Below are 16,500 nucleotides of genomic sequence, written 5' to 3'. Positions count from 1 at the left end.
GATCCTGGCCCGCTTTCAGTCGGGTGGTCGCTGATCCTGGCCAGCTTTCAGCTGGCCAGGGCGCAGCAGTTGCGGCCGTTGCGCTTGGCCTGGTACAGCGCCTTGTCGGTGCGCGACAACCACGATTCGAAGGCTTCATGCGGCTGCCGCTGGGCGATGCCGATGCTGGCCGTCACCATCACCGGCGAGCCGTCGTGGACCAGGATCATGCCGGCCAGTTCGACGCGGATGCGCTCGATGATCTCGTGCGCCTGCTGCAGGTGGGTATCGGGCAGGCACAGCACGAATTCCTCGCCGCCGTAGCGTCCGATCAGGTCGGTGTGCCGGCAATGCCGCGTGATCACCTCGACCGCCTGGCAGATCACCGTGTCGCCGGCCTGGTGGCCGTGCGTGTCGTTGATCAGCTTGAAGCGATCCAGGTCGAACAGGGCCATGCAGGCGACGCCGTCGGGCGATTTCTCGCTGAGCGTGCGCACCAGTTCCAGGAAGCGCCGGCGGTTGAAGACGCCGGTCAGCCCGTCGGTGCTGGCCAGTTCGTCGAGTCGTCGATTGGCGGCCAGCAGGGCCTGCGTATGTTCGTCGATCTCGCGCTGCAGCCGGCGCGCCTGGTGCCGCAGGTAGAGCGTGCGCAGGTGCACCAGCAGCACGATCAGCCCCAGCAGCAGGATGGCGGCGGCGATCCGGGTGCGCGTGGTCTCGTACCAGTACGGGCTGACCAGCACCGTCAGTTGCGTTTCGGCCGTGCGCGGCTGCAGGCCCTGGGTGGTCGCCACCAGGCGCAACCGGTAACTGCCGTGGGGCAGGTTGGTGTAGTTGGCGCTGGGCGCGCTGCCCTTGGGGATGTCGGTCCAGCTCTGGTCGAAACCTTCCAGGCGGTAGCGGTACGTCGTCTCCATCGCGGCCTGGTAGTCGAGCAGGGCGAAGTTCAGGCGCAGGTTGTGGGTGTCGCCGTCGAGCCGGATGCTGCCGCCATCGCCGGGCAGCTTGCCGAACGGCACCAGCACCCCGTTGACCTCGGCGCGGGTGATCACCAGCGGAGCCAGCGCGCTGGCCGGCGGCTGCCAGTGCGGGCGGATCACGGTCAGTCCGGCCTGGCCGCCGAACAGCAGTTCGCCGGTGGGTGCGCGGGCGGCGGCGATGCTGACGTAGCTGGCGATGTGCAGGCCGTCGCGGGCGCCGAGGTTGGCCACCGCCAGGGTCTGGCTGTCGACCCGCGCCACGCCGTTCGACAGGCTGGCCCAGATCTGTCCGGCGTCATCGGCCAGCACGGTGTTGACGTTGTCGCTGGACAGGCCGTCGCCGGTGCCGATGGTCCGCGCGCTCCAGGTGCCGTCGTCCTGCTGGTGCAGCACGCTGAGCCCGCCCAGCGTGCTGGCCCACACGCGTCCGTCCGCGGCGGCCATCAGCGAGCTGATGTAGTCCTGCGGCAGGCTGGTGGGGTCGCCGCGACGATGCAGCAGATTGGTGAAGCTGGTGGGCAGGCTATTGCCGCGGGCGATGCTGATGCCGCGACTGGTGGCGTACCACCACTCGCTGCCCGCGCGCACGATTTCGCGCACCGTGTTGCTGGCCAGGCTGGCCGGATCGCCGGCACGGTGGCCGAGATGTTCCAGCGCATGCGTGCGCGGGTCGTAGCGATAGACGCCGTCGTAGGTGCCGATCACCACGCGGTCGCCATCGGGCTTCAGGCCCAGCACGGGCTTGTCGTGCAGCTCGGGCACGATCGAGTTCTCGATCGCCAGCGTATCGGGATCAATCCTCGCCAGGCCTTGCGTGCCGACCAGGATCGAACCGTCGGCGGCTTCGGTGATGCTGTGCACGCCGCGCTGGATCTGGCTGCCGGCCAGCAGCAGGTGCTTCATGCGCCCGGCTTTCAGGTCGATGATGTCGATGTGCCCCGCGCCCAGCCCCAGCCAGATCCGGGCGCGACTGTCGACGAAGATCGCGCGCACATTGGACGTGCTCAGCGCGTTCGGGTCCAGCGGCGAGGGCAGCAGCGAGAACGCGGTGTGGATGCCCCGGTGCGTACGTGCCACCCCCAGGTCGGTGGCGACCCACAGGTTGCCGGCACGATCGAGCAGCAGCGACCGCACCGAGTCGCCCGGCAGCGATGAATGCACCGCCGGATCGTGGGCGATCGCGTGGGTGGCGGTATTGCCGGGCGTGTATTCGATGACGCCGTTGCCGTCGGTGGCGATCCACACCTTGTCGTCGGCCACCTCCAGCATGTCGCGCACGGTGGGGTGGCGTGCACCGTTGGCGTAGCCGCTGAAACCGGGCACGCCGTGCCAGTGACCGTCGGCGTCGCGCCAGGCTGCGCCGGCCTGCACGCTGCCCACCCACAATCGTCCGGCCCGATCCTGCAGGATGCTCCAGATCTGGTCGCCCAGCACGGTGCCGGCGTCCTGGTCGACGGGCGTTTCGCGAACGAACTCAGCGCTGCCGCGGTGGCGCACGAACAAACCGCTGTTGTTGCCCAGCCAGACGTTGCCGTCGCGATCCTGCAGCACGCTGAAATTGCGCGCCGCCGTCGCCTTGCCGGTGTCGACGCGGCGAATGGCGCCGCTGGCCAGGTCGAGATGGTCAAGCCCGCCCTCGGTGGCGACCCAGACGCCACCGGCGCGATCGCTGCTGATCGCGTAGACCTTGTGATCGGACAGCCCCTGCGGACCGACCGGATACACCTTGAAGCTGTTGTCGCTGGGGTCGAACCTGACCAGGCCGCCCGCGTTGGTGCCGATCAGCAGACCGCCATCGGGCAACGCGTACAGCGAACGCACATAGTTGTCGGGCAGGCCGGGGCTGTTGTTGTTGCGGGTGCCCAGCACCTCGATGCGGTATCCGTCGTAGCGGACCAGCCCGCCGATGGTGCCGATCCAGATCAACCCGCTGCGATCCTGCACCACGGCCGTGGTGGTGGAGTGCGGAATGCCTTCGGCGATGTCCAGCGTGCTGAACCATGGCGCATCGAACGGCGACCAGGGGTCGGGGTCGGTGCCGCTGGCCCGAACCGGCGCGAACGCCGTCAACAGGCACAGCAGCAACCCGACCAGGGTCGCGCAGTGCAGCTGGCGACCCGATCGCGTCACGGATCGAGCAGGCTGCATGGCAGGCATGTGCTGCTCGCGCCCGCCCGCAAGATGGTCCGCTTGAACGATTCCCCCGTACCCGACTTCATCCTGCCCGCGCCCCCCGGCCTGTCCGTGCGGACATGGGCCGCACGGTGCCGCCATTCTAGCGGTATTTTGCGAGCTTTCCGGAGCCCGGTCGGTGGGGGGACGATGCCTTATCATGGCCCGATGCCACGCCCGACTTCCCCCGTCTCCCCAGGCCTGTTCGCCGAACCCGAAGCGCTCAAGCCGCTGGCCGAGCGCATGCGCCCCACCAGCATCGACGAAATCGTGGGCCAGCAGCGCCTGGTCGGCCCGGACAAGGCGCTGCGTCGCGCGCTGGAGGCCGGCAAGATCCACTCGATGGTGCTGTGGGGGCCGCCCGGCTGCGGCAAGACCACGCTGGCGCTGCTGGTGGCGCGCTACGCCGATGCGGATTTCCGCGCGATCTCGGCCGTGCTCTCGGGCCTGCCGGACGTGCGCAAGGCGCTGGCCGAGGCCGAGGTGAACTTCGCCCAGGGCCGGCGCACCGTGCTGTTCGTCGACGAGGTGCACCGCTTCAACAAGACCCAGCAGGATGCGTTCCTGCCGCACATCGAACGCGGCGTGATCATCTTCATCGGCGCCACCACCGAGAACCCCTCGTTCGAATTGAACTCCGCGCTGCTGTCGCGCTGCCGCGTGCACGTGCTGGAGCCGGTCTCCACCGCCGACATCATCGCCGCGCTGAAACGCGCACTGGCCGACAACGAACGCGGCCTCGGCGAGCTGCAGCTGCAGGTGTCGGACGAGTCGCTGGACTCGATTGCCCAGGCCGCCGACGGCGACGTGCGCCGCGCGCTGACCCTGCTGGAAATCGCCGCCGAGCTGGCCCACGAACGCACCATCGACGAAACCACGCTGAGCCAGGTGTTGGCCGACCGCACCCGCCGCTTCGACAAGCAGGGCGAGCAGTTCTACGACCAGATCTCGGCGCTGCACAAATCCGTGCGCTCGTCCGATCCCGACGCCGCGGTGTACTGGCTGTGCCGCATGCTCGATGGCGGCGTCGACCCGCTGTACCTCGCGCGCCGCATGACCCGCATGGCGGTCGAAGACGTGGGCCTGGCCGAACCGCGCGCCTGGCGCATGGCGCTGGACGCGTGGGATACCTACGAGCGCCTGGGCAGCCCCGAGGGCGAGCTGGGCCTGGCCCAGCTGGCGATCTGGCTGGCCATCTCACCCAAGAGCAACGCGGCCTACATGGCCTACAACAAGGCCCGCGACGCGGTGCGCCAGGGCGGCACGCTGGAAGTGCCGATGCACCTCCGCAACGCGCCGACGAAACTGATGAAGGGCATGGGTTACGGCAAGGGCTACCAGTACGACCACGACGCCGAAGGCGGCATCGCGCTGGACCAGCAATGCCTGCCCGACGAACTGGTCGGCAGCGTGTTCTACGAACCGGTCGAACGTGGCCTGGAACTGCAACTGCGCGAAAAACTGCTGGCCCTGCGCGCCGCCCGCGAAAAAGCCCGCGGCGGCTGATTCCGCTGCTGCACGCTCCCTTGCCGTTGCCGCGATGCCCGGCATAGATTCGGCCCGTCAGCCGGGAAGGGGTGAACCATGCGCGTACTCGTGGCGGGGTTGGTCGGCGGCATCGTGATCTTCGTATGGGGCGTGCTGGCGCACATGGCGCTGGGACTGGGCAACGTCGGCATCCAGCTGCCGGCCAACGAGAACGTGGTGCTGAACAGCCTGCATGAAGGGCTAGGCAACCAGGCAGGCGTCTACATTCTGCCGTCGCTGGACCCGAAGCAGATGGGCGACGAGGCGGTGATCAAGGCCTACTCGGCCAAGGCTGCGACCTCGCCGTATGCGTGGGTGGTCTACCTGCCGCAAGGCGACGACATGATGCAGATGGGCCCGCAAATCGGACGGCAATGGGCATCGGACACGCTCGCCGCCCTGGCGCTGGCCTGCATCCTCGGACTGGCCGGAATGGGCTTCCGCCGGCGCATCGGCGTGGCGGCCACCGCCGCCGTGTTCGCCTGGCTGAGCACGATGCTGCCGTACTGGAACTGGTACCGCTTCCCGCTCGACTTCACCCTGGCCGCCTTGGTCGAACAACTCGTCGGCTGGCTGCTCGCCGGCGCCGCGATGGCCTGGTGGCTGGGCCGCAGCGAACGCAAACTGGCCACCTAAAAGCCCAGATCCAACTCGCGCAGCCGGTTCTCGCTCCCTCCCTGCGACCGCAGGAAGTCCCCTTATGGGACGTGCAGCAGGGGAGGGCCGGGGAGGGGTGAAGCCCCCACGAAAACAAGTTCTAGCCAGTGCCGGGTTCAAACAACAGATTCTGGCCCGCGCAGCGAGAGAAACCCCACACCACCCGCACCAACATTGCAGCCACCACCACCCCCCAGCGATAATTCCCGGTTCAAGCCTTCACCCGGACTTCGCTCATGCTGGATCCCTCCCTGCTGCGTTCGCGCCTCGCCGAAACCGCCGCACGCCTCGCCGAAACCCGTGGCTACACGTTGGACGTCACCGCGGTCGAGTCGCTGGAGAACAGCCGCAAGCAACTGGCGATGGAAACGCAGGAGCTCCAGAACCTGCGCAACACCCGCTCCAAGGCGATCGGCCAGGCCAAGGCGAAAGGCGAGGACGTGGCGCCGCTGATGGCGGAAGTCGCCGGCATCGGCGACAAGCTCAAGGCCAACGAACAGGCGCTGGCCGAGGTGCAGGCGAAGCTCGCCGACATCGCGCTGGGCATCCCGAACATCCCGCACGAGTCGGTGCCGATCGGCAAGGACGAACACGGCAACGTCGAAACCAGCCGCTGGGGCACGCCGCGCACGTTCGACTTCGCGGTGAAAGACCACGTCGAGCTGGGCGAAACCCATGGCTGGCTCGACGGCGACGCCGGCGCCAAGCTCTCCGGCGCGCGCTTCACCGTGCTGCGCGGCCAACTGGCCCACCTGCACCGCGCGCTCGGCCAGTTCATGCTCGATCTGCACACCAGCGAGCACGGTTATCTCGAGTGCAACGTGCCGGTGATCGTCAACGCCGACAGCATGCAGGGCACCGGCCAGCTGCCGAAGTTCGAGGAAGACCTGTTCGCCACCGAAGTGGGCGAGACCAAGCGCTACCTGATCCCCACCGCCGAAGTCTCGCTGACCAACCTGGTGCGCGACACCATCCAGGACGCCGACGCGCTGCCGCTGCGCATGACCGCGCACACCCTGTGCTTCCGTGCCGAGGCCGGCAGCTATGGCCGCGACACCCGCGGCATGATCCGCCAGCACCAGTTCGAGAAAGTCGAGATGGTGCACATCGCCCGCGCCGACCAATCACACGCGCAGCTCGAAGAAATGGTCGGCCACGCCGAAACCGTGCTGCAGAAACTCGGCCTGCCGTATCGCAAGATGCTGTTGTGCAGCGGCGACATGGGCTTCACCGCGGTCAAGACCTACGACCTCGAAGTGTGGCTGCCCAGCCAGCAGACCTACCGCGAAATCTCCAGCTGCTCCAACTGCGAAGACTTCCAGGCCCGCCGCCTGCAGGCCCGCGTGCGCAACGCGGAAACCGGCAAGCCCGAACTCGTCCACACCTTGAACGGCTCCGGCCTCGCCATCGGCCGCACCCTGATCGCCGTGATGGAAAACAACCAGAACGCCGACGGCTCGATCACCGTACCCGAAGTGCTGCGCCCGTACATGGCCGGGCTGGATCGCATCGCGTGAACACCGTGGTCACGTCGGCTGGCAAGTGGGACAAGGTCGAGTTCTACACCAGCTACTTCCTGATGCTGGTGCTGCTCTCGGTCCTCGGCATGCGCCTCGGTTTCGATGGCGTATGGCAGATGCCGAAGATCGACCTGGCACTGTCGATCATCGCGCTGCTGCTGGTCATCGGCAGCTTCTGGTTCGCCCGCCACAACCGCCGCCTGCGCCTGTGCATCATCGCCTTCGCCAGCGCCACCCAACTGGTGCCGATGGTCATTCGCGAACCGGTGTTGCTGTTCCCGCTACTGGGGGCGCTGATTCCGGTGGCGATTCTGGTGGGGTGCCTGGTCGCGCTGTCGAAGAAGCGTCCCGGCGGTCATCCGCAGAGTGGTTCCTGATAGCATGGCGACCCTCGCAGAGGATCGCGAACAAGTTTGGAGAGATGGCCGAGTGGTTTAAGGCAGCAGTCTTGACGCGGAGGCAGGAGCCGAAGCGGACAGCGGCGCAGCCGCTGGCCCCGAAGGGGTGGAGGGCAGGATGCCCGGAACAAAACTGCCGTAGTGGCGCGCAACGCGCGCCTTGCTGCAGACAACGAGCTTATGGAGAGATGGCCGAGCGGTTTAAGGCAGCAGTCTTGAAAACTGCCGTAGGTGTAAGCCTACCGTGGGTTCGAATCCCACTCTCTCCGCCACAAACGCAAAGCGCCCCTACGGGGCGTTTTGCGTTTGTGATGGTAACGACTGGGATGAGACCCACCGGTTACTCGGCTCATCCTGTGCCTCGCCCTGCGGGCCATCGGCTGCGCCGATGTTCGACTACGGCATCCTGCCTACGTCGTCGATGAATCCGTCTGGAACGAATTCGAACAGCCCCTGGCTGGCCCCGTAGCGCGCAGCGCCGAGGCTCACGGATGAGCCGAACAATCCCACACTCTCCGCCATCCTCAAGGGGAGGGTGAACCTGTCCCGTTCCTGGTCACGCTCGAAGGCGTCACCGGTGCGCTAGCCTGGCGCCGCGGCTGGCACGGCATCGCGGTCTGTGACTGGTCGGTGCGATACCTGGCATATGGAAGCGGATCCGGATATCTCAGGAAGAGCTCGCGAAAGAGGTGCCTGGCTCGGAGAGCGTGCCGACGTTTCCAGAGGTGCATCATGGTGTGGCTGTATCTGCGCGGCGGGCGACTTGAGCAAAACCCGACACGCGCCAGCGAACCAGCTGATATCCACACCACCGCGATCGGCACAATCTGAGACCACCCCGCGAGTCAGGAAACAAACCGACAGGTGTCCGGCGCTAGCCGACGCTGCAACATCAGGCGGAAGCGGACGAGATGGTCGCTGCGCTTCAGAGCGCAGAAGTGCACGCCAAGCTGCAGCGATGGGTGCCCGACACGGGGGCCGCTGGCGTATTGATTGGAGAGCGGCGCCAGGACTGCGAACTGTTCATGCGTAGTAAGAGGCCACGCGGGAGCCGCGTGGCCTAGGATCGTTACAGCGTCGCGAGCGACGCGACAGCGCCTTTGTTGTCGATCGCTCGTTCCTGCGACTTATCGCGCTTGATCGGTTTCGGGGCGGAAACTGCCACCGGGCAATATCGCAGGCACGTGGCGTAGGTGGTGTCGCAGGTCGTCTTGCCGGATGCAACGCACGCGTAATACGCCGCCATGCAGGTGGGGCAATTGGGCTGCGCAGTGGCTGGCTGAGATGAAAACAGCGACCCTGCTGCGACGGCAGCGAGAGCCAAACAGGTCAGTCGTATATTCATGCTTACGTCTCCCTGACGCTCCGATATTGGAGCCAGTGAATCGTCCGTCCCTCAAGCACGATGAAGTGTGACCAGATAGACGTTTCGATGTAGGAAGAGGCTGATTGTTTTGAACGCCCACGCCTGCCTCCTGCCAAGCCCTCATCGAAATACATGGTCGAGCCTCGCGTTCGACATCAGGTCGGAAACCGGAAACCGGGACGGAGGAAGTTAAGCAGTGCTGACTTCCCTGGCATCCTTGGTCAGACCGACTGAAGTGGATTTTTTCCGCCTCGCGTCACCAACAGTCCTGTCGGGAACCATGCAATCGCTCCGAAACGAAGCGCGGACGAATGCAGTGTCCGCGCTCGAACCTCCCGTTCCGGCCGTCTTGCACTCCACCCGACCACCCGATAATCTCCAAACCCCTTCCACCAACCGAGCCTGGAGGTCGCTGACCATGATTGTTCATTCCACGATTTCCGCCGGGTTGGCGCTGCGCTGATATACGCGCCCCGGATCGCCGTTCGTCGGCCGATCCACCTTTCTTCCTGATACGCGTCGAACCTGGCGTTCCGTTCAACCACCTGCATGGGTGGTTGCTGCGTTCTGTCTTTATCCGGGGTTCCACGCATGTATTCCCAGACTTTTACGCTGTCCCAGCTCGGCTGGCGGTTGAGCTATTCGCACGATCTGACCCTGCAGGATTTCGAGGCCGGTTATCCGGCCCGGGTCGTGGGAGTGCATCGCAACGCGTTGTCGGTGCTGTCTGCACGTGGTGCGGCCAGCGTCACCCTGTCGGCGGCAGTCGAACCCGCGATCACGGTGGGCGACTGGCTGTTGCTTGAAATGGAGGCGCCACGAGTGTTGCGGTTACTCGAGCGGCAATCCCTGATCGCCCGCATCGCGGCAGGTTCGGAGCATCGGCTGCAGGCGATCGCCGCCAACCTCGACACGCTCTTCATCGTCACCTCGTGCAACCACGACTTCAACCTGTCGCGGCTGGAGCGCTACCTGGCGGTCGCTTTCGAGGCGGGCGTCGAACCGGTCATCGTGTTGACCAAGGTGGATCTGTGCAATGACGTCGGAAGCTACCTCGACGCGGTGCGCACGATCGCGCCCGCCGTCGCCAGCGTGTCGATCGACGCGACCTCGACGGCTTGTGCCGAACCGCTGGCGGGCTGGCTGGGCGGTGGGCAGACGGTGGCCTTTGTCGGTTCGTCCGGCGTCGGCAAGTCGACGCTGGCCAACACCCTCATGGGCAGCGCGGCCCGGGCCACCGGAGGGATTCGCGAGGATGACGCCCGCGGCCGTCACACCACCACGGCGCGCGAGATGTTTGCGTTGCCGTCGGGCGCGTGGGTCATCGACACGCCGGGAATGCGCGAGCTGCGTGTCGGCGCTGTCGAAACGGGCATGAATGCCGCGTTCGATGACATCGAACGGCTCGCTGCGCAGTGCCGTTTCCACGACTGCCGCCACCAGGGCGACCGCGGATGCGCGGTGGAGCATGCCATCGCCGCTGGCACGCTGGACGGCCGCCGGCTCGCGAACTACCGCAAGCTGCAGCGCGAGGCCGCCCAGGCGGCGCGTTCGACGAAGGAACGTCGCGAGCACGAGCGCCACTACGGCGTGTTGAACCGCACTGCGCAACGACTGCAGCGCGAGAAGAAGGGACGCGACTACTGAGCGTGCGGGGCGAGGCTTTGTCCGAGCCCCTCATGTACGCGCAGGACGGAACCTGGGAACAGGTGCCGGGGACGGCACCTGCTGGAGCATGGTCATTTCCGCGATGTGCGACGACTGGCCGTTGACCGGGCCGCCCTGGCCTTGGGGTTTCGAGTGGCGGTACTGGCTGCGACATGACGCCAGTAGTCGTCGAGCAGGCCCGCGCAACGCGCCTGCAGGAAGGTTTTCAGCTGCGTGATCGTCGGCGTCAGCCGCGAGCGGTCCGCACAGATGAGGTTGAGCGGGGAGGGTTCGCAATGATCCGGCGGAAAGATCTCGACCAGGCGGCCGGCGCGCAGGTCCGGTATGAGGTCGAGGCGCGATTTGTAGACAATCCCTTCGCCGGCCACGGCCCAGCGACGGACGGTGTCCGCGTCGTCGCTGATGCGATTGCCCGATACGCTGACGGTCTTGTTGCCGCCGGGCAGGGTGAACAGCCAGCGTTCGTGGAGTTGTTCGCTCCACACGAAGCGCAGGCAATTGTGCTGTCTGAGATCGTCCACGCTGGCGGGCGTGCCCGCACGCTCCAGGTAGGCAGGTGCCGCGCATAGCGCGCGTCGGTTGTTGTCGACGAGCGGTATGGCGACCAGCGACGAGTCCGACAATGCGCCGTAGCGCACGACCGCATCCAGCGGTTCGCGGGTCAGGGCGGCGGCGCGATCGCTCATCCGCACGTGCAGCGACAGCGCGGGATGCAGGTGCTGGAATTCGTCGAGCCAGCTCAGCAGGAGATTCCTTCCGAAGTCCGAAGGCACCGAGAGACGAAGGCTGCCGGACAGCGTGTCCTGGCCACTGGCCAGCGCGCGCTGGCCTTGCGATTGCGCCTCGAGCATGGCGCGCGCATGCGGCAGGTACCGCTCGCCCTCGGTCGACAGTTGCATGCTTCGGGTGGAGCGCACGAACAGCCGGGTATCCAGCGCCTTTTCCAGCCGCTGCACCGCGGCGCTGGCCAGGCCGGGGGCGATATTGAGCTGGCGAGCCGCCTCGGAAAAGCTCTGCGCTTCGACCGCCTGCACGAAGATCTGGATGTCGTCGAGTCGGATCATTTTCTTTGAAAGTCGGAAAGTGTTACCGACATTAACCCATTTTTCGACAAAGCGAGACTCGCCAGACTGTGCCCCTCACCACACCGGGCGCATGCCATGAAAGCTGTCGGCTTCTACCAGAATCTTCCGATCGATCACCCCGAGGCCTTGCAGGACATCGAGGTCGCCACGCCGGAATTGCGCGACCACAATCTGCTGGTCGAAGTGAAAGCCGTCTCGGTGAACCCGGTGGATACCAAGATCCGGGCCCATGGCGAGGTTCCGGACGGAGCCGCGCGCATCCCGGGTTGGGATGCCGCCGGGATCGTCCGGGCGACGGGGCCGCTGGCCACGCATTTCAAGCCCGGCGATCGCGTCTGGTATGCCGGTGACATCACGCGGCCGGGCAGCAGCAGCGAGCTGCATGCGGTCGACGAGCGCATCGTGGGTCCGATGCCCCGGTCGCTGGATTTCGCCGAAGCGGCTTCGCTGCCGCTGACCGCCATCACCGCGTGGGAACTGCTGTTCGACCGCCTGCGCATCCACGAAGTCGATCCCACCGAGAACACCGTGCTGCTGGTGACGGGTGCGGCCGGCGGCGTGGGTTCCATTCTGACCCAGCTCGCACGCCGGTTGACCGGCGTCACCATCATCGGCACGGCTTCGCGGGCGGAGACGCGCGAGTGGGTGCTGGCGCACGGCGCCCACCACGTCATCAACCATCGCGAGCCGTGGGCGCCGCAGTTGTCGGCGTTGGGCATCGAGGAAGTCGATTTCGTGGTGGGACTCAACGAGAGCGCCGGCTACGTGCCACAGATCGCCGCGGTGATGCGCCCGGAAGGCAAGTTCGCGCTGATCGACGATCCGAAGATGCTCGACATCGGGCCGTTCAAGAACAAGTCCATTTCGATCCATTGGGAGCTGATGTACACGCGCCCGATTTTCACCACGCGCAGCATCGCCCGCCAGCACGCCTTGCTGCGTCGCATGGCCGAACTGGTCGATCGTGGCGATGTCGTGCACACGCTCACCCGACGCATCGACGGCCTCGATGCCGCCGGCCTGCGCCAGGCCCACGCGCTGGTCGAGGCCGGCAACATGATCGGCAAAGTCGTCGTTGCCGCTCGCTAATCCATCACTCCCGGGAACTGCCATGAATGCATCCAACACCACACTCAGCCTGGAAGCCGCGCAGGCACTGCTCGGCCACGCCCGCTCGGCATGCGCGGAGCGCGGCTTCGCCGCCACCATCGCCATCACCGATGCGGGCGGTCACCTGCGCGCCTTCGAACGTGCGGACAGCGCTCCCTTCCTGACCGCCGAGGTGGCCATGGACAAGGCCTGGACTGCCGCATCGTTCGGCATGTCCACCCATCAGTGGAATCAGTACATGGGCGAGCCGTCGGTGGCGCCGTTGGGAGGGCATCCGCGACTGATGGCGGTGGGCGGCGGCGTGCCGATCATCCTCGACGGCCAGCTTGCCGGTGGCATCGGCATTTCCGGCGGCACGGCTGCGCAGGATCACGAAGCGGCTGAAGCGGCGCTCCGGACGCTGGGGTTGCTGGCCTGAGCCATTGCTGCACTGGCGGCTACCCCTACCCCTGCTCGTCGCGAATCGCCAGGTTTGGTGCTCATCCGGTGCCGGATCACTCCACCCATTGCACGCGGTTCTTTCCGCTTCCCTTGGCCACATACAAGGCCTCGTCCGCGGCATTCAGGAATTTTTCGCTGTTGGTGTAGCGGGCTGTCGCGGTCGAGGCGAGTCCGGCGCTGATGGTCACCACGTCCTGGGCGCTGCGCGCGTGGCGGATCTGCATCGCCTCCACCCGCCGGCGCAACCGTTCGAGGATGTCCTCCGACGCGGCGGGCGCGTAGCCGACCGTCAGGGCCACGAATTCCTCGCCGCCGTAACGGGCGACCATCACGTCCGGTTGCAGGCTCGCCTCGCGATGCAATGCGTGCGCCACGGCGACCAGGCAGTCGTCGCCGGCGAGATGGCCGTAGGTGTCGTTGAACGCCTTGAAGCTGTCGATGTCGATCATCGCCACGCTGAGCGCGCGCCCCGTTTTCAGGGCGTCTTCCCATTCACGCCTCATCAGCCGATAGAAACCGCGGCGGTTGGGCAGGGCGGTGAGGTCGTCGCGCACGACGGCCTGTTGCAGGCCGCGTTTGAGTTTGCGCAGGTCGTCCTCGAAGGCCAGGTGTTGTCCGAGCACGATGGCGTTGCGCGCCGCGTAGGACGCGATGGCAAGGATCAACGTGCTCGTGGCGAGCACGGGGTTCTTGCCCAGCTGGGCGAACGCGAGACAGCACAAGGCCAGGCTCATCACGAACGGGCTGATGCTTTCGGCAAGGTGGCGAATCCGGCGGCTGGGTCGATAGCTGCGCAACCAGACCTTCCGCCGCCGACCGAGCATAAAACCCAGCACAACGAAGGGCAGGCCGAGCAGCAGCTCGGGCAGGTAGGACTCGCTGTGGAGGATGAAACGGTTGTGGATGCCGGGCACGACCAGTTCGAGCCAGGCGAAAACGCTCAGCACGAAAAAGAAGCGCCGCTCGTCGGAGCGCTTGGTGGAAACCAGGCGCAGCGTGGCGAACACCGCCACGAACAGGCCCATCGCATCGAACATCCACATCACGAACGTGGCCGGCGGCGGTGTCGGCGATGGTGCGTTCAGCACCTGGTGCAGGGTGAAGTAGAACAGTGCCGCGATGGCGCACGCCAGCACCGCATCGACGACGCCCGCCCAGCGGTACAGCGTGGCGACCGGGTTGTAGGCCGCGGCGATGGTCAGCAGCAGGCTGCTCAGGCAGAAGTAGAAGGTCGGGTCGAAGGCGACCAGGGTGCCCAGCGGATTGGACAGCGAATCGGTGAACAGCAGGCCGAACGCGCCGAGCTGCGCGACCAGCGCCAGCAACAGCAGGCTCCACAGCGGACGATTGTGCGGAACGCTCAGGCGAAGCCGCCGCCAGCCTTGCGCCACCGTCAGCACCAGCATCGCCAGCACGGCGGCGTAGCTCCAGGAAAGCAGGTGCGCCGGCGCCCACGCGATCACGCCCAGTTGCGCCAGCAGCAGCGGCACATAGATGCGGGACATTCCGGCGTACATTTTCATCTCGCGATGTCCCGGCGCTGAGGGAGCGGCACGTCGACGCCGACGTTCATCCATCGCGGCGCTTCGCCCAAGCCTGCCACAAAGCCCGTTCCGGCACAGGCTGTGCGGGAACGGTGCCGTGAACTGCCGTCAGTCTGCGCGCCCTCGTGTGGACCGACGGCGGGGCGCAGTGCGGATTACTGCGCGGCCGCCGCTGCGGGTGCGCTTGGCACGTCGCCCTTCGTCCACAGCTTCGCCTCCACCGGCCCACCCAGCATCTGCTGCCGCACCAGCGGAATCGGCGGGCCGCCGTAGCTCAGGAACTGGTCATGGAACGCCTTCAGCGCGTTCGGGCCGGGATGGGCGGCGATCCAGTCCTGGCGCAGTTGCATGATCATCAGCTTGCCCAAGGTGTAGTTGAGGTAGGCCGGATCGTAGGTGCCGCGGGCGGCCTGCTGGCGGGCGTTGCCCGGGTCCTGGAAGGCCTGCTCGCGGAACATCTGCTCGGACTGGGCGATGCTCATGCCGCCGGTGTGCAGGCCGATGGCGGAGAGGAAGCGCACGTCGCGGAGCAGGGCATTGGTGAGCTGACCAATGTGGGTTTCCGGCGTGCCGCCACCGACGCCGGCATCGAACATCATCTCCTCGGCGTAATGCGCCCAGCCTTCGGCGAAGGCATAACCCACGAACAGCTGGCCGAACTTCCAGTGCGCGCGGTTGGCATGCAGGAACTGCAGGAAGTGGCCGGGCCAGACTTCGTGGGCGGAGACGAACAGCAGCGAGGCCTTGCCCGGCACATAGGCGGCCTGGTCGGCCTTGCTCCAGGTCGGGTCCGGCGGGGCGATGTAATAGACCGAGGGCAGGTTGTTCTCGTACGGGCCGGGGATTTCGATATAGGCGAAGTTCCAGCGGTTGAACGGCGGCGCCTCCTCGGCCCTGGCCTGCTCGGTGCCGGGAATCGTCGCCAGGTCCTTGTCGACGATGAACTGGCGCAGGCTGGCAAGCTGGGCGCGGGCGCCTTCGACGGCGCCGCCGGTGGGTTTGTCGGCGCTTTCCTTCGCCACGCAATCGGTGAGCGACTTGCCCGGCGCGAACTGGGCGCAGGCGCTCTTCAGCGCGGCGAGGTTGCGCGCGAGATCGGATTCACCGATCGCCTTGAGCTGCTCCAGCGGCAGGTCGACCCGCTCGGTGGCATGGAGCATCTTCGAGAATTTTTCCGCGCCCAGGGCGAAATCCTGGGTGGCGTGCGGCTTCTGCGACTTCAGCCAGTCGGCCAGGTCCTGCGAGGCCTTGATCGCGGCGGCGTTGCTGGCCTTGAAGCGTGCCTGCAGCGCGTCGTCCTTCACCTCGGCGAAGATGCCGGGCACGTCGGTCTTGAAGAAGCTGGCGAAGCCGGCGAAGGAATTGACGCCCACGTCGATGTACGACGCCGGCAGCGGCAGCTTGAGGTTGGCCTTGATCTGGGCCAGCGCCCTGGGCAGCGCCTCCTGGTAGGTGACGAAGGCGGCCATGCGCTGGGCCAGCGGCGCATACGGCCGGGTCAGGTACATGCTGGGCGACAGGTCGCCGGTGTAGAAGGTCGGGTTCTTGTACGGCGCGCCGGAATCTTCGAGCCAGAACAGCTGGCCGTCGAGCACCGCCAGCACGTAGTCGCGTTGGAAGCGGCCCTGGGCATCGAGCTGGTCGTCGGGGAACGCGGCGAACTTGTCGCGTTGCGCGTGCAGCCAGGCGGCGTTGGCCTGCAATCCTTCCGCACTGAAGTCGGGCAGCTTGCCGTCGAACTCGTGCTTGCCCGCGCCGGCGGCAAACACCGGGTAGTGCTCGAAATAGCCGGTGAGGAAAGTGTCGACGGCCGAGGCCAGCGCAGCCTGTCCGTCGGGACGGGCGGCATGCACGCTGGAAGCGGCGGCCGGTGACGCGGCCTGGTCCGTTGACGACGAGGTGCCGGACGAGCAGCCGGCGAGCAGGGTGGCGGCAACGACGGCAGACAGCGTGAGTACGCGCAATGGACGCATGATCGACTTCCCCGGTGTGATCGCAAGCGCCGAGCCTAGGCGCTCCGTTGTCCGGGTGCAATCGTCCACCGTCACGCGCC

At 66.5% G+C, this 16,500-nt stretch carries 12 protein-coding genes and 1 tRNA gene; 8 read left to right on the top strand and 5 right to left on the bottom strand.

Going from position 1 to position 16,500, the window contains the following annotated elements:
• Positions 1-47: 47 nt before the first annotated feature.
• Positions 48-3,089, bottom strand: a complete 3,042-nt coding sequence (locus tag ASD55_RS08490; RefSeq protein ID WP_235577762.1) for a ligand-binding sensor domain-containing diguanylate cyclase — start codon at positions 3,087-3,089, stop codon at positions 48-50.
• A gap of 210 nt (positions 3,090-3,299) precedes the next feature.
• On the opposite strand from ASD55_RS08490, the gene ASD55_RS08485 reads away from it, so the two are divergent.
• The 5 genes from ASD55_RS08485 to ASD55_RS08465 all read left to right on the top strand — a co-directional run bounded on the left by ASD55_RS08485 (position 3,300) and on the right by ASD55_RS08465 (position 7,505).
• A complete protein-coding gene (locus ASD55_RS08485) occupies positions 3,300-4,637 on the top strand; it encodes a replication-associated recombination protein A (protein WP_056719049.1) in 1,338 nt (445 codons plus the stop codon).
• A 78-nt stretch (positions 4,638-4,715) separates the two neighbouring features.
• On the top strand, positions 4,716-5,294 hold the full coding sequence (locus ASD55_RS08480) for a hypothetical protein (protein WP_056765208.1): 579 nt from the start codon (positions 4,716-4,718) through the stop codon (positions 5,292-5,294).
• Between the two features lie 257 nt (positions 5,295-5,551).
• Positions 5,552-6,832: a serine--tRNA ligase gene (gene serS / locus ASD55_RS08475; RefSeq protein WP_056719053.1), complete on the top strand. Its 1,281-nt coding sequence runs from the start codon at positions 5,552-5,554 to the stop codon at positions 6,830-6,832.
• Positions 6,829-7,212 (top strand): hypothetical protein, encoded by a 384-nt coding sequence (locus tag ASD55_RS08470; RefSeq protein WP_056719054.1) that lies wholly within the window; start codon positions 6,829-6,831, stop codon positions 7,210-7,212. The genes serS and ASD55_RS08470 overlap by 4 nt, the downstream gene beginning before the upstream one ends.
• Before the next feature lie 203 nt (positions 7,213-7,415).
• A tRNA-Ser gene (locus tag ASD55_RS08465) sits at positions 7,416-7,505 on the top strand.
• 797 nt (positions 7,506-8,302) lie between these two features.
• On the opposite strand, the gene ASD55_RS18405 is transcribed toward ASD55_RS08465, so the two are convergent.
• A complete protein-coding gene (locus ASD55_RS18405) occupies positions 8,303-8,578 on the bottom strand; it encodes a hypothetical protein (RefSeq protein WP_157598924.1) in 276 nt (91 codons plus the stop codon).
• Between the two features lie 612 nt (positions 8,579-9,190).
• On the opposite strand from ASD55_RS18405, the gene rsgA reads away from it, so the two are divergent.
• Positions 9,191-10,246, top strand: coding sequence for a ribosome small subunit-dependent GTPase A (rsgA, locus tag ASD55_RS08460; protein ID WP_056765205.1), 1,056 nt, complete (start codon positions 9,191-9,193; stop codon positions 10,244-10,246).
• A gap of 92 nt (positions 10,247-10,338) precedes the next feature.
• On the opposite strand, the gene ASD55_RS08455 is transcribed toward rsgA, so the two are convergent.
• The gene (locus tag ASD55_RS08455; protein WP_235577761.1) at positions 10,339-11,331 is read right to left on the bottom strand and encodes a LysR family transcriptional regulator; all 993 of its coding nucleotides are present in this window, start codon (positions 11,329-11,331) and stop codon (positions 10,339-10,341) included.
• 96 nt (positions 11,332-11,427) lie between these two features.
• Here ASD55_RS08455 and ASD55_RS08450 point away from each other — a divergent pair, with 96 nt between their 5' ends.
• Both ASD55_RS08450 and ASD55_RS08445 read left to right on the top strand, forming a co-directional pair.
• On the top strand, positions 11,428-12,441 hold the full coding sequence (locus ASD55_RS08450) for a zinc-binding alcohol dehydrogenase family protein (protein ID WP_056765203.1): 1,014 nt from the start codon (positions 11,428-11,430) through the stop codon (positions 12,439-12,441).
• A gap of 22 nt (positions 12,442-12,463) precedes the next feature.
• Positions 12,464-12,880 carry a heme-binding protein gene (locus tag ASD55_RS08445; protein ID WP_056765199.1) on the top strand — a complete coding sequence of 139 codons (417 nt, stop codon included), beginning with the start codon at positions 12,464-12,466 and terminating at the stop codon, positions 12,878-12,880.
• A gap of 76 nt (positions 12,881-12,956) precedes the next feature.
• Here the strand turns inward: ASD55_RS08445 and ASD55_RS08440 are convergent, their stop codons facing one another.
• Together ASD55_RS08440 and ASD55_RS08435 are read right to left on the bottom strand one after the other, a co-directional pair.
• Positions 12,957-14,408: a GGDEF domain-containing protein gene (locus tag ASD55_RS08440; RefSeq protein ID WP_056765196.1), complete on the bottom strand. Its 1,452-nt coding sequence runs from the start codon at positions 14,406-14,408 to the stop codon at positions 12,957-12,959.
• Positions 14,409-14,602: 194 nt separating this feature from the next.
• Positions 14,603-16,420 carry a DUF885 domain-containing protein gene (locus tag ASD55_RS08435; RefSeq protein WP_056765193.1) on the bottom strand — a complete coding sequence of 606 codons (1,818 nt, stop codon included), beginning with the start codon at positions 16,418-16,420 and terminating at the stop codon, positions 14,603-14,605.
• Positions 16,421-16,500 lie beyond the last annotated feature (80 nt).

Origin of the sequence: Rhodanobacter sp. Root561 (genome assembly GCF_001427365.1) — a bacterium.
In the GTDB taxonomy this organism is placed as follows: Bacteria; Pseudomonadota; Gammaproteobacteria; order Xanthomonadales; family Rhodanobacteraceae; genus Rhodanobacter.
The sequence above is the reverse complement of the archived record's forward strand: the minus strand, read 5'-3'. Positions and strand labels throughout refer to the sequence as shown.

Bases quoted from the DNA above. Each gene is read 5' to 3' on its own strand.
- ASD55_RS08485 (WP_056719049.1), top strand. From the start codon at position 3,300: ATGCCACGCCCGACTTCCCCCGTCTCCCCAGGCCTGTTCGCCGAACCC.
- ASD55_RS08480 (WP_056765208.1), top strand. From the start codon at position 4,716: ATGCGCGTACTCGTGGCGGGGTTGGTCGGCGGCATCGTGATCTTCGTA.
- serS (WP_056719053.1), top strand. From the start codon at position 5,552: ATGCTGGATCCCTCCCTGCTGCGTTCGCGCCTCGCCGAAACCGCCGCA.
- ASD55_RS18405 (WP_157598924.1), bottom strand. From the start codon at position 8,578: ATGAATATACGACTGACCTGTTTGGCTCTCGCTGCCGTCGCAGCAGGG.
- rsgA (WP_056765205.1), top strand. From the start codon at position 9,191: ATGTATTCCCAGACTTTTACGCTGTCCCAGCTCGGCTGGCGGTTGAGC.
- ASD55_RS08455 (WP_235577761.1), bottom strand. From the start codon at position 11,331: ATGATCCGACTCGACGACATCCAGATCTTCGTGCAGGCGGTCGAAGCG.
- ASD55_RS08450 (WP_056765203.1), top strand. From the start codon at position 11,428: ATGAAAGCTGTCGGCTTCTACCAGAATCTTCCGATCGATCACCCCGAG.
- ASD55_RS08445 (WP_056765199.1), top strand. From the start codon at position 12,464: ATGAATGCATCCAACACCACACTCAGCCTGGAAGCCGCGCAGGCACTG.
- ASD55_RS08440 (WP_056765196.1), bottom strand. From the start codon at position 14,408: ATGTCCCGCATCTATGTGCCGCTGCTGCTGGCGCAACTGGGCGTGATC.
- ASD55_RS08435 (WP_056765193.1), bottom strand. From the start codon at position 16,420: ATGCGTCCATTGCGCGTACTCACGCTGTCTGCCGTCGTTGCCGCCACC.